Origin of the sequence: Lacipirellula sp. (assembly GCF_965279485.1) — a bacterium.
GTDB lineage: Bacteria > Planctomycetota > Planctomycetia > Pirellulales > Lacipirellulaceae > Lacipirellula.
The window spans coordinates 725,530-738,882 of record NZ_CBDIIC010000001.1 but is presented as its reverse complement, the minus strand read 5'-3'; the positions used below and the strand labels follow the sequence as shown (position 1 = coordinate 738,882).

At 60.4% G+C, this 13,353-nt stretch carries 8 protein-coding genes; 5 read left to right on the top strand and 3 right to left on the bottom strand.

Translation table 11 applies throughout. From position 1 onward, the window contains the following. Positions 1–93 precede the first annotated feature (93 nt). The 3 genes from ACQY7R_RS03160 to ACQY7R_RS03150 all read left to right on the top strand — a co-directional run bounded on the left by ACQY7R_RS03160 (position 94) and on the right by ACQY7R_RS03150 (position 5,203). Positions 94–786 carry a sigma-70 family RNA polymerase sigma factor gene (locus ACQY7R_RS03160; protein WP_428304148.1) on the top strand — a complete coding sequence of 231 codons (693 nt, stop codon included), beginning with the start codon at positions 94–96 and terminating at the stop codon, positions 784–786. Beyond that, positions 776–3,751 (top strand): protein kinase domain-containing protein, encoded by a 2,976-nt coding sequence (locus ACQY7R_RS03155; RefSeq protein WP_428304147.1) that lies wholly within the window; start codon positions 776–778, stop codon positions 3,749–3,751. Before ACQY7R_RS03160 ends, ACQY7R_RS03155 begins: the two co-directional genes overlap by 11 nt. Before the next feature lie 123 nt (positions 3,752–3,874). Further along, on the top strand, positions 3,875–5,203 hold the full coding sequence (locus tag ACQY7R_RS03150) for a hypothetical protein (RefSeq protein WP_428304146.1): 1,329 nt from the start codon (positions 3,875–3,877) through the stop codon (positions 5,201–5,203). A gap of 15 nt (positions 5,204–5,218) precedes the next feature. Here ACQY7R_RS03150 and ACQY7R_RS03145 read toward each other — a convergent pair whose 3' ends face one another. Both ACQY7R_RS03145 and ACQY7R_RS03140 read right to left on the bottom strand, forming a co-directional pair. Beyond that, positions 5,219–5,638: a hypothetical protein gene (locus ACQY7R_RS03145; protein ID WP_428304145.1), complete on the bottom strand. Its 420-nt coding sequence runs from the start codon at positions 5,636–5,638 to the stop codon at positions 5,219–5,221. A gap of 2 nt (positions 5,639–5,640) precedes the next feature. Next, a complete protein-coding gene (locus ACQY7R_RS03140; protein WP_428304144.1) occupies positions 5,641–6,441 on the bottom strand; it encodes a hypothetical protein in 801 nt (266 codons plus the stop codon). 759 nt (positions 6,442–7,200) lie between these two features. Here ACQY7R_RS03140 and ACQY7R_RS03135 point away from each other — a divergent pair. Further along, positions 7,201–9,192 (top strand): glycoside hydrolase family 97 protein, encoded by a 1,992-nt coding sequence (locus tag ACQY7R_RS03135; RefSeq protein ID WP_428304143.1) that lies wholly within the window; start codon positions 7,201–7,203, stop codon positions 9,190–9,192. Between the two features lie 19 nt (positions 9,193–9,211). Here the strand turns inward: ACQY7R_RS03135 and ACQY7R_RS03130 are convergent, their stop codons facing one another. Continuing rightward, entirely contained in the window at positions 9,212–11,512 is a 2,301-nt protein-coding gene (locus tag ACQY7R_RS03130; protein ID WP_428304142.1) for a DUF2961 domain-containing protein, read from the bottom strand. A 425-nt stretch (positions 11,513–11,937) separates the two neighbouring features. Here ACQY7R_RS03130 and ACQY7R_RS03125 point away from each other — a divergent pair, with 425 nt between their 5' ends. Continuing rightward, positions 11,938–13,320, top strand: coding sequence for a hypothetical protein (locus ACQY7R_RS03125; protein ID WP_428304141.1), 1,383 nt, complete (start codon positions 11,938–11,940; stop codon positions 13,318–13,320). Positions 13,321–13,353: the final 33 nt, after the last annotated feature.

Here is a 13,353-nt window from a genome sequence, read left to right as displayed (position 1 = left end):
CAGTAGCGAGTTGCGCAGGTTGCCAAGAATCGGTCTTATAAGCAGGTTTCCGCTTGCGATAGTTGATCGCGCGCGTACTTAAGGGGATCTGTCATGGGACTCGCCGCCATAATGCCTGCCGATTCAGCTAACAACTCATTTGGGTCTGGGGAGGAGAATCCACGCGACAGCATCGCTGGATTGATCAGCAGCGCGCGACGCGGCGACGGCGATAGCCTCGGCCAGCTGCTGCAGATGTACCGCAACTACCTAACGGTGCTGGCGGGAACGCAGATCGAGCGGCGGCTGCAACCGCGGATGAGCCCCTCCGACGTCGTGCAGGAAACGATGCTGCGGGCTCACGCCAACTTTGCCCAGTTCCGCGGTGCTTCCGAACCGGAACTGGTCAGCTGGCTGCGGCAAATCTTGGTGAACAACTTGGCCCGGTTTGTCGAACAGCATGTCCTGGCGGCGCGCCGCGACGTGCGGCGCGAGGTGTCGATTGAGCGGCTTGGCAACGCGCTTGAGCAATCGACGATTCAACTCGCGGCCTTGCTCCCCGCGGGAAGTCGATCGCCGAGCGCTGCCGCGCAACAGCGTGAAGAGGCGGTCGTGCTGGCCGATCGATTAGCGCTGCTCGCGGCGGACTACCGCGAAGTGCTGATGCTGCGTAACTTGCAGGGGTTGCCGTTCGAGACCATCGCCGAGCAAATGGGGCGCTCGGTAAGTGCGACGCGGATGCTTTGGCTGCGGGCCATCGAGAAACTTCGCGGATTGTATTCTGGGGATCAACTGGATGAAGGCTGAAGCTTCCACCGAGAACTTCTCCGCTGCATCTCTCCCGCCCGAGGAGCAGGAACGGCTCGCCTGCATCCTCGATGAGTACCTTGCTGCGCTCGAACGCGGCAAACCGATCACCCCGGAACAATTGCTTGCCGCGCATCCCGGTGACGCGTCGCGGCTGCGGGCCTATCTCAGCGGGTTGCAGCTATTCCATGCGGCCGGACCGGCGGCAGTGGCGGGGCTTGCCGTCGATCGCCCGCGGGCTGGTCGTACGATCGGCGACTACGAGTTGCTGCGGGAGATCGGTCGTGGCGGGATGGGGGTCGTGTACGACGCGATGCAGCGCTCGCTGCGGCGGCGGGTCGCTCTCAAAATCCTGCCGATGACCTCTGCCCAAGATCCACGACACATTGCGCGTTTCAAGAACGAAGCGCAAGCGGCCGCTCAAGCGCAGCACCCGAACATCGTGCCCGTGTTCGGCGTCGGCGAGGCCGAGGGCGTCCACTACTACGCAATGCAGTTGATCGAAGGCGAGTCGCTGGCCTGTTTCGTGCGCCGGGGCTCGAACGCTCCTGATCAACCGGCGCCAAGTACGCTGCTCAACAACACGCAAACTGCCTGGGAAGCGGCGACGCAGCCGTTTCTGATTCCTTCAAGCGTTAGCGAAGCTCCCGTCGTCGACTCCTCGCGGCGTAACGTGAGCGGAATTCTTAAAACGGCGTCGCACGTTGAATGGGCGGCGCAGCTTGCCGTGCAGGCTGCGCGAGGCCTGCACGCCGCCCACGAGTTTGGCGTCATCCATCGAGACGTGAAGCCGTCGAATCTGCTTGTCGATCGCAACGGCAAGCTGTGGATTACCGACTTCGGCTTGGCCCGCATGCGCGAGGCTGAGGCGCTCACCCACACGGGCGATATCCTCGGCACGATGCGATACATGAGCCCCGAACAGGCGCTGGGGCGAACGACGCTCGTCGACCATCGGACCGACGTCTATTCGCTGGGCGTGACGCTCTACGAGTTGGCGACCTTCGTTCATCCCGCCGGGGACGCCGGCGACGTTCAGCTGTTCTTCGAGCGGACGCGGCAGAGCTACCGATCGTTGCGGCATTGGAACCCGCATGTTCCTGTCGATTTCGAGACGATCGTCTTGAAGGCGATGGGCGAGTTTCCGCAGGATCGTTATGCAACGGCGGCGGAGATGGCGGACGACCTCGAGCGATTTCTGCGGGGGGAACCGATTCAGGCGTGTCGCCCCAGCGTCGCCACCCGTGCGGCAAAGTGGGCTCGCCGGCATCGAGGGGCGGTGATGACCGCCGTGGGTTGCGCCTGCTTGGCCTTCGTTGGCCTATCGGTAAGCGTCGTGAAAATCGCCGCAGAAAAAGCCAACGTCGTTGCTGAGAGCGAGTTGCGTGAAAGTGCCCTGCGCGTCACGCGCGAGGCGCTCGATGAGTTTACGATGCTTTACGGCGAGCAACTTGCCGGCATCAATGGCGCTGAAGGCGTACGCCGACAAGCCTACGAACGCGGCATCAAGTACTACGAGCAAGTCGCCCAGCAATCCGCCGACGATCCACGATTGGCCGCGGACCATGGGATGGCTCTTGGCAAGCTGGGGTCGCTCAAAGCCAAACTCGGGGCCGACGAGGAAGCGCTGAAGCTTCTACAACAAGCGCAACGAAAGTACGAGCAGCTAGTCGCCGACGAACCGGCGAATGCTGAGTACGTCCGTCGGCTGGCGTTGATCTACAACAACGTCGGTCTGCATCTTGGGAAGATTGGGCGCAGCGCCGACGCGCTCGCGTTGCTTCGCCAAGCCGACGCGCTGCAGGCGCAACTGCTAACATCATCCGACGACGCAACGGAATTGTCGAGCGACGTCGCCGCGACGCAGAGCAACCTCGGAATACTCCTCGGAGGCGCCGGGGATCAGACAGAGGCCGCGCGGCACTTCGTCGAGTCAGTTCGGCTGCAGACGGAAGCACTGGAACGCTCGCCTCACGATCCGTCGGCGATGGCGGATCTTGCCGCCGGGTTGAGCAATCTCGGCGCACAGCAGCAGAAGCAAGGTGATCTCGCTGCGGCCGTTGCATCGTTCGAGCAAGCGATGATGCTGCGTGAACAACTGCTCGCGCTGGCACCGCTCAATCAGAACTACCAGGCTGAACTGGCTGGATCGCTCAACAACTTCGGATACGCGCTGTCGCTGCAAAAAGAGTGGGCGCTTGCCGAGCGACACTACGCGGACGCGATCGAATTTCAAAAACAGCTTGTCGCCACCTCTCCGCTGACGCTGCAGCATCAGCGCAATTTGGCAGTGACGTACAACAATCTCGGCCAAGTCCAGCTGCAGCGAGATCGCAACTCGGCGGAACGCCAAGCTGCCGCTGAAAAGTCATTCAAGACGGCGCTGGAGTGGCAACTGAAGGTTCTCGATGCCGAGCCAACCGACATCGCCACGCTGAGTCATCTCGGCGGCGTTTACAACAACCTTGCCATGCTGCAGGAAGCGGCAGGCCGGCCCGGTGATGCCGAGGGCAACTTCAAGCTGGCAATTAAACGCCAGCGCCAGGCGCTCGAACGGGCGGGAAATCATCAACTGATCCGTCAGATGCTCGGCAAGCACTACTACAACTACGCCGAGTTTCTGGCGAAAGAGGGCCGCCACGCCGCGGCGCGGCAAGTCGCACTGCGTCGCCGCGATCTGTGGGCGAGCAACCCGGCTTTGCTATTCTCCGCCGCTGAACAACTCGCCGCCCTCAGCACTCGTGCCGCAAAGGGGGAAGGGGATGAGGCGGTTCGATTGCAGGACACTGAGGCTGCTGCGGTCGCCGCCGTCGACACGCTTCGCAGCGCCGTCGCAGCTGGGTTGGATGCGTCCTGGCTTAAGTCGGCGGCACTGGCGCCGTTAGCGCCACGCGATGATTTTGAGCGATTGGTAAGAACTGCGCCGGTGGCGACGCAAGCTTCTGAAAATCTCGCCAGAGAATAAGAAATCAAGATGTGGCAACGCATTGAACAACTGATGAGATCTCTGCGGCGGGGAACTCCCGAACGCGGTGCCGCGAGTGTGCGTCATGCGCGGCTAGAAATTGAGACGCTGGAGCAGCGCACTGTGCTCTCCGCGAACTTCTTCGGCGACGAGGAAGTTCTGGAGCGTCTGGCGACGCGCGAGCCGCCGCGAATGGATCTATTTCACGACGCAACGGATACGCCCTTCGCCCTGTTCGCGGAGGGAGCGCCGAAGCCGTTCGCCGGCGAACGAGAAATGCCGCGCGACGCAGGCGGGATGCCGTTCCTTGGCGGTTTCGCAGGATACGGTTCTGCAGATAACTACAAAGAACAGCGTTCTTCGAGCATGCCGCGGCAGGACTATCAGCCGCCGCTTGGGTTGAAGAGCGGCGCCGCGATTGGCGGAAACATCGGTGGTGGAACCTTCGAAGACGTTAAAACCGGGGCCGCCGACGCCGACGAAGATCCGCCGCCGCCACTGATGATGAGATCGCCGGTCAGCCTGAACGACGACCGCGATCAGAGAGGCGTCGACGACAATTTCGTTGCCAGCACATTCAGTTCGGTGCAACCTCCGCCGATTGGGGCGCTGGTGGAACGCATCGCCGACGCACGGCACGCGGCGCTGCTGCCGATGGTGGTGACGTCCGGCAGCGATGCGCTTGAAGGTGGTTCAGAATCCTCCGATGACGCATCGTTGCTAGCTTCTTCCGTGACGCTGGCAAACTCGACGGGCGAAAGTCGCTTGGGCGCTGCGGAACGCGACTCAGCGTTCGCGGGCTACTCGTCGTTGAGCGGCAATGAGACTGAGTATGATGCCTACCTACAACAGGTAGCCGAAGATCAGATGCGCGATGCGTCGGCTGGCGATGCGAGCGGTCTCGCCGATGCCATCGATGACGATGTTTTTGATTCGGAAAATCGCGCCAATATCGCCGCAGATCAACAAGTTGCGGCGATCGAGGAAGCGCTCCGGTCGCTGGCGGCGCGACGCGGCGATACGTGTTCGGCTTCCCTTGCTTCGCAGTCGGAGTACTCGTGGCAGCCTCGCGCGGCCACCGGAAACGGAGAGGCGAAAGGCAAGCCAGATGTGGAAGATCCAGGAGGGATGATCTTGCTGCAGACGCTGGCCGCTGGCGACGAATTGCTCGCGGGAGGCACGGCGAGTCAGATTGCCGAGACGCCTATCGAAATGGAGGCGACGATCGGCGTCTACCAAGCTTTCGATGTGTCTGTCGATGCGGCGCCGCCCGCTGCTATCGAGACGATTCCCGCAGCAGATCCGAGCCAAGCCCACGGAGGCGACGCCCAGCAGTCGAGCGGAGCGGCTGGTCGGCAAGCGTCGACTGGGCTGGGGGGGATGGCCGTTGGGGCGGTGATCTTGGCTGCCAATCGGCAGCGGAACTCGAAGCGCCGCCGGACCAAGGCGTAACATCGAGCAAGCCCTCTACGCTTTGCCGCGAATGACGCGAGTCCCGATCCAAATCATCGCTCCCGAGTAAGCCAGCACGGTCAAGCGGCCTTTCCAACTGAAGTGCATTGGCCAATCCTTTGGCGACGCAACCCAGTCGAACGCCATCGCTGCGAGGAGAATGCCGGCAATCGCGTATGCTACGAACCCTGCCCAACGCGGCGGCGGAACGCTGCAGAGACGCAAGCACTCCACGCACTGGCGGCGTGGCGACGCGACAATTTCATTCTCCTGACCAGCCGCCACTCGGTATCGTAGCGATCCGCAATCCGGGCACCCCTGAGCCGTGCTCGCGCGACGCTCGCAGCGCTCTCGATAGCGAAACCAGGCGAACGAGATCAGCGCGAAAATGCTGACCACCGCGACTGCAGCGAGGCCTAGAAGGTTCTCGTCCATGGTTAGCGCCGTAGCGAGCCTAATGTATACGTGCGCCGCCGGTGAGCGACGAGACCAGCAATCGCGATTCCCACAAGCGCGACGGCCGTCGGCTCAGGCAGATCGCGAAAACAGATTTCGTCGACTACGACGCCATCACTTAGCGAACCTCGGTAAAAAGTAATGGATGTGAACGACGAGCTCAGAACGCCAAAAAACTGTTCACTGTCGATGGCGTCTATCGCCACCGCGGCGACGCCGCTGTCGCCAGCTTTCGTCGAAAACGTCATGGACGTTGAGTGCGCCGGGTAACCGTAGTCGACGATATTCACCCCGAAGGCAACCAATGGCGCTGGAAACGTGAACGTCAGCGACGCGGACGTCGTCTGACCATACCAAACTAAGTATTTGTCGCCGTGCGTGGCGTGCCCCGCTGACACAGGCTGATCCCAAATATCCAAATCGCCCGTTGCGGTTGAATTGGTGATGGTGACTTGCCCGGATGCGATCGACGCAACGCCAGGAAACGGACTCGTTGCCGGCAGCGTCTCAAAGCTTTCGAGCGTAACCAGGCCGGCGCTGTCCAAAAAACTCGCCTCGTTGTTGAACGTCGTCGCTCCCTCCGCTGTTATGGCTGGGAATGTCACGAGGCAGAAAATCACGATTAAACGCATTGGCGGATCTCCGGAGATACAGAACTTGTCGCCGTTCAAATGCGAAGGGTAGGGCAGATCGAGTTTCACCAAGGAAGTGAACCAGAACAGCCAGTTTATCAGAAGATAAATCCGAAAAAAGAGCGAGCGAGCTCTTCCGTTGCGCCACAAGCGGCTATCGACTTAGATGGTAGGGAAGATGCTCCACAGGAGGCGGCAACGCTATAAGGAGTTGAAAGCGACGAGGAGACGGCCACCGGATGCCAACTCCGGTCTGCGTAAGTATCTGGGGTGAATCATGTCGCAAGGTAGGCCACGGGCTTCGTCACCTTCAGTTCAAGATTGTGATTGGATCGAGCGACCAACTTGCGCGAGTGTATCCTGAGGACGCAGATGAGGACTCCAGCTTGAAGGGCATCGTCACACGACGATGGATAGTGTTTTCGGCTGCGCAGCTGACTCTGACTTGACGTTACGATTCGGTGAAAAGTCTGCCTTGCTTGCGTTTTGCTTAGCAGCATTGCGAAAGAGAACAGCAGAGATTGTTGACGGCTCAGGCCAGAACGGTTGCCGCACGGCGTGACACCCAATAGCACGATTGCCGACAAGCGAGGTGTTAATTATTGCCGTTCGATTGCACAATTACATGCGATATTTCACATCAAGAAGAACAAAAAATTACCGGCGACAACCTTCCTGTAACCTAGTCAACGGAGAGGCGGTTGGCCATGCTGAGAGCAAGATGCAATAGGCAGTCTTGTCATCGCAGCGACTCCTTTCAAATATCGCTTCGTTAAGGCGCTGGCACTCATCGTGTGGTTGCCTCTTTCGCTTCAAACTCGCGGTAACCGCCCTGTGCGGTTGCGGCGGACGGAGCGGCGTTCGTTGCATGAGTCTAACTGTTCTTCGAGGTTATTGAGAAAGACGGCAATGAAATTCTTCCCTCATACGTGGTCGCTCCTCCTACTCAGCTGTTTTGCCATGCCGGCTGCAGTGCACGGGATTGACTTGGAAAGGGTTGAGTCGCCAAGCGGTGACGTTGCAATTGCGTTCAGCTTGAATGAACAGAGCGCCCCGCAGTTCGAAGCGAGCTACCGCGACGAAGTCGTCGCTAAGGGTAGGCTCGGTCTTAATTTTGCAGGAGCAAAGCCGCTGAAGGATGGCTTGAAAGTTCTAGGGGTGCAAAAAACTGAGCGCGACGAAACCTACGAAATTCCCGTGGGAAAGACGTCTTCATCGCGTGATCAGAGCCGGCGAATGGTCGTGAAGTTGCAGGAAGCGGCAAGCCCGCAACGGCGGGTCGACGTCGAGTTTCACGTTGCCGATGATGGGATTGCGTTCCGTTACCAGCTTCCCGAGCAAACCGGCTTGCAGGACATCACTCTGCTCGATGAGCTAACGGAGGTGACGTTCGCCGGCGATCCAGAGGCTCGAATCTTGCCGCTGAATGGCTATACGACGCCTTACGAAAAGCTCTATCTCAAGAAGCGCGTGAGTGAGATCACGCCGCAAGAACTAGTCGGCCTGCCGATGTTATTGGCGATACCAGCGCCGAAGGGCGTGGTATGGGGCGCGTTTACCGAAGCGAATCTACATGACTATGCTGGCATGTATCTCGCCGGCGCCGCGGGCAAGCCCGGCACGCTGGCGTCGAAGCTTTCTCCGCACCCTAAGCGGAAAGATGGCGCGAAGGTCATCGCGAAAAAATCGCTGACGACTCCGTGGCGAGTACTGCTGCTGGCTGACGATCCTGGCCGGTTGATCGAGTCGAACCTGATTTTCAATCTGAACGAACCGTCAAAAATTGCAGACGCTTCGTGGATTAAACCGGGGCGAACGACGTTCCCCTGGTGGAATGGGTACGTGCTGGAAGACGTTGACTTTGAGCCGGGTCTCAACACGGCGACGCACAAGCACTACATCGATTTTTGCGCCGAACATGGCATCGAATACCACTCGATCGATGGAACAAACGACCAAGCTTGGTACGGCGGGCCGATCGCTCCGAATGGCCCCACGGATGTGACGAAATCGATCCCCGAAATCGATATGCCCGAGTTGCTCCGCTACGCGAAGGAGAAAGGCGTGCGGCTGCGGCTGTGGATGCATTGGAAAGCGCTGCAGCCGCAACTCGACGAGGCGCTTCAGGTCTATGAGGATTGGGGCATCGAAGGGATCATGATCGACTTCATGGATCGCGACGACCAGGAGATGGTCGCGTTCTATCACGAGGTCTCTGAGAAAGCGGCGAAGCACCATCTCACCGTTAATTGGCACGGCGCCTACAAGCCGACGGGGATGGAACGGACTTGGCCGAACGTCCTCAACTACGAGGCGGCGCTGAATCAGGAATATAACAAATGGGACAAGGTCGGCACGCCGCCGGAGCACAACCTCAACATTGCATTCATTCGCACGATCGCCGGACCTGTCGATTATCACCAAGGGGGCATGCGCAACGTCATGCCGGAAGACTTGAAGGTGCAGAACGATGCTCCTTTGGTGCAAGGAACGCGCGGACATCAACTCGCGATGTTCGTGATCTACGAGAATCACCTGCCGATGCTGGCCGACTGTCCAGCCGCGTATCGCGGGCAGGATGGGCTGGACTTCATGACGACGGTTCCAGCGAATTGGGACGAAACTCGAGTTCTCAAAGCCGAACTCGATCGCGTGCTGGTGATTGCACGCCGTCGGGGAGACGTCTGGTACGTCGGCGGCATGACGGGACGCGAGGCCGCTGCCGGGGCGTTGGATCTGTCATTCCTCGGCGAGGGGGAGTTCGACGCAACGGTCCTCGAGGACGTCGATGGGGAGACGACGAAGCTTGTGAAACGCACCGAGCAAGTCGATGCCAACGGCGAACTTAAGTTTGAAATGCCGCGCGGCGGCGGGTTCGTAGCGACGATTCGAAAGAAGTAGCGTGGCCGAACCTTGTTTGCTACCGCGAGGGAGAGTTAGCCTTTATCTCGGGTAAGCGGTAGCAAAACGCCAAATATCGAGACTCGCTCCACGCATTCGCCACCGGAAACGGATGGCCTGGATAGAGGGCGCGATTGTCAGGCACATGCTCGACGCGAACTTCCAGCCGGTCGACGCCATGCGTCAAACGTCGCGGGATGAGGAACTCATCGTCGCGCCAACGGCGGTTGCTGGTGATGACGTTGTGCTCTGTGGGAGCGAGTTCCGCCTCGGTAAAATTGCCGCCTTGCGGCCGACTGTGAACAGACCTGTTGCTGCCGGCCGTGTACCACTGGCCGACTGGTTGCCAGCCGGCATCCGATCCGGCCGCTCTTACGGAGACGTTCGCGCGCTGGTTCGGGAACTGGTAGTCCAGCTTCCGCCGCAGTAAGACACCGAGATTTTGCGGATCGAGGCGCAGTGTAAATTCGCTCACGCCGGTCATCGAGCGTGCTTCGTCACGTTCGGCGGGGTAGTACTCAACGGCGCCGGTGGCTGAGGCGCTTTGCTCGTGCCACCAGCCGGGGGCGTCGGAATCGGGGCCCCACTCATAACGCGAAATTAACTCGTATGGTTTGGTTGCCGTCGGCGAGCGGTAGGCATGGGTCTTCGCATCGGCCTCGTTGCAGACGTTGAGTGCGTCGGTCTGCACGAGCGTCGCCGACGGGGCGCCGTACCAATAGGCAACGCCGCTGTAGTGCTCTGCGGAAGTGTTCCCGCCGCCATGTTCCAGGCCGATGACGGCGCGGCTGCCGAACGGAAAAATGTCGGCGATGAGGAAGCGATACGCGGAGTTCACGAGATCGCGCTCATTGCTGTGTTTGCCATGTTCGCGGCCGACCGGATGGCCGGCGAGCGGCGTCGTCATATTGCGGCCGCCCCAGTAATCGCCGCCACCGCCCCATTCCTCTGTCCCAGTTCCTTGGGCCTGTGGCGTACGCGAGCCGTCGAAAAAGAAACGAGGATCGCCTTCTAACGTGCGAAGATTCCCGCGGTCGGTAAACGTCCAACTCATGCCAACAAAGTGGCCGCTCCACTCGCCGCCGCCTTCGGCAGAGGATGTGTCGAGAAAGAGAACATCCTGCCCGGCAGTCGGTTTCGAATGATCGCTGTAAGTGGCGTGGAAGTAGGCGACATGATTCACGGGATCACGGTACGGAACTGCGCGGATTTCGTAGGCGACGTCGTCAATCGCGTTCTCGCCGGAGTTAACGAGTTCGATCCGCGCATTATTGAAGTAGGGCATTGACCAGTAGCAATCGAGATAGACGCGTTCAGCGTCGAAGCGAACGACCATCGGCAGTCCCTTCACAAGGAACTCGCGGTCGTCATCGTTGTGGAGTTGGCCCGCGCCGAAGAAGAGATCGAGCGGCGCGTCGATCGACGGATGCCAACGATCGTCCCACGTAATTCTGAGCCGGCACTTGCCTAATTCGAACGCCCGCTCGCGCGGCGCCGAGAACTTGACCGCGCGTACCATCGCCGGAGAGCCTGCCGGAGCTTCCAGACGTTGCCACTCATGCGAGGGCAGCGAGATGTTTCCACTGCTGATCGCCACGCCATCGCCCGTTGGCGCGATATCGGTCCCCGCTCGCTCGAACAATTCGACGACGCCCGGATCGGGCGCTGCGGGCGTCCAACTCTCGATGGGCCGCGAAAGCCCGTCCTTCGCGTCGGCGAACTGGTGGTAGATGTAGTAGCCTGTGCCGTAGAAGGTGCGGGAGTACGCCAGTCTGAGCGAATCGCGAAATGGGATCGGCCGCCACATAAGATCGGCGCCCTTCGTGTCCGGCCAAGTCCAGACGAGCGGGTGCGGGAACGGTTCGGACGGCGTGAAGAGACTTTGCGTCAGTCGCTCGTTGGCGCCAACTGGATTGTCGGTGGCAGATTCTTTGACGATGTGGTCGACGCCATCAGTCTCGTAGTGCCACGGGCTGCCGTGGTGATGATTCGTGCGGACAAAATAGAGCATCCCAGGGCCGCGGGCATCGAGCGCGACGTTGAAGTCGTCGGCTTGTTGATAGAGAAAGTGACTCGCATCGGCGTCGCGGTTGCCGCCCGTGCGGTCGAACGTACTCTGCATCCGACCGCGAACGCCGAGGCGTTGATATGGAAGCCGCTCCCACTGCAGGTAGGCGTCGTCGCCAACCGGAACAATTGGCGTCACTTTAGTCATATTTTCTTCGGCGGCGCCTCGCATCGTCATGAGAAGTCCCACGCTAGCGGACAGCAGGGCGCCCCGCAGCGATGCAGCCACCAGAAAATTGGCGAGGAGACGCATTATTTTTCTCTCCGCAGCGAAGCAGTTAACGATGGTGAAAATTGACGGGTAGACGACCGTGTGCAACTACTTGAGCAGCCTGTTTAGGCAAAAACCATTGACGAAACTACGGTTTTCTAAGCGTCGGGCCCTCTAAGGCGAGACTTCCGCCGTCATGTAAAAACGCACAGGAACTCTAACGCAATTAAACATAGGCAAAGTTGCGCAGAAGACTACTATCGGATAGATCGATGCACTCGGCGGCGGCCGTCCACAACATGACAGGCAAGTCACGGGCGGCGACTCATTCACTCATTCTTTTTCAAGCAACCTATTCAGAGTATCGGCTCGTAATTGGAATCTATCGCGATCGCGACTTCAACCGCTCGCGCCATTCTGGTTACGATTCTGTCGCCGAACGCTCTGAGAGGCGGCGGCGATATCCCATGAAGCACGGCGCCTTACTGGCGATGGTTGCGATTTTCTGCTGGAGTGCTGTGCGCCCAGCCGAGGCGGCCGTCATAAATATCGCCAGCCATGCGACGCCGATCATGGGAACTGCCGTCGACGCCGTCGGGACGCATGACGTGCTGATTGCCAACGCCGGGCCCATCGGCGAGGTCGTCGACGGCGTCACTAACGCGAACCTTACTGCGAACGCCTACATCATCGGCGGCAACGGCTCGACAGGAGCGAATGGCAATGGCGCCGATACGTACGCCGCCGGATGGCCGACGTATCAATTCGATTACATCGGCGCCCTGTTCGCCGAACCGCAGTTCGGCGTTTCCAGCGTCCGCATCCAAAATTATCTTGCCAACGACGGCGGGTGGTGGGGGCCGACGTCGATCATCGCCGGCGGCGCGCCCCTGACTGCCGCCGATCTGCTGGCGCCGATGGTGCAAGTGACAAGTAACGGCGGCGCCACGTGGACCAATCTTGCCGCCACCAGCAATTACGTGCAGCAATACACCGGCGTCGTACGCGGGACCGGCTTCCCGAACGCCACGTCGGGGCCGCTCGCGACCTTCGAGTTCGCTCCGCAAAACGGCATTAACGGCATCCGCCTCATTGGCGAAGGAGCCGGGCCTGCCGATGGTTCCGGTTTCATTGGCGTCAACGAATTCGAAGTGCTCGGCGCGCCGCAGGAACTTACGCTTGAGGTCAATCGCGCCACTGGTCGCGTGCGGTTGGTGAATCAAGCGGATAGCCCCGTCGCGCTCGATCTTTACCGCATCAACAGCCCCAGCGGCGCGCTCGACCTTTCATCGAATGGGTGGAATAGCTTGCAGCAACCGAGCCGTAATCCCGCCAACTTTCCAGCTGGCAGCGGCAGCGGCAATGGTTGGGAGACGCTGGGAACCCCGAGCTCCACGACCGTCGCCGAAGCTTTTTTGCTCGGGAATTCAACGCTGCTGCCCGGCTCCTCGGCGAGTCTCGGCCGGCTATTCTCTGGCGCGACGGAAGATCTAACGCTCCGCTACCGCACAGCGGCTGGAACGTTCATCAGCGTCGCCGCAACATATGTGACGCGGCCGGCGCTGGCCGCGGATTTCAACGATGACGATCAAGTCGACGCCGCTGATCTCGCGATCTGGCGGAGCGGCTTCGGCGGAACGGGCGATGGCGACGCGAACGGCGACGGCCGCGTCAACGGCGCCGACTTCTTAGTATGGCAGCGCGAGTTGACGGCAGGCTCGTCGGCTATCGCGACGATTCACGCCGTTCCCGAACCGACGAGCGTCGTGCTCGCTGGCCTGGCCCTCGGGCTGTTGCCGGCGCTGGGGCAGCCCGGCACGGCCGCGAGAGGCCCGCGCGTCGCGGGGTAGATCAATGAGTACGCGGCAGTGAGCTGACGCAGC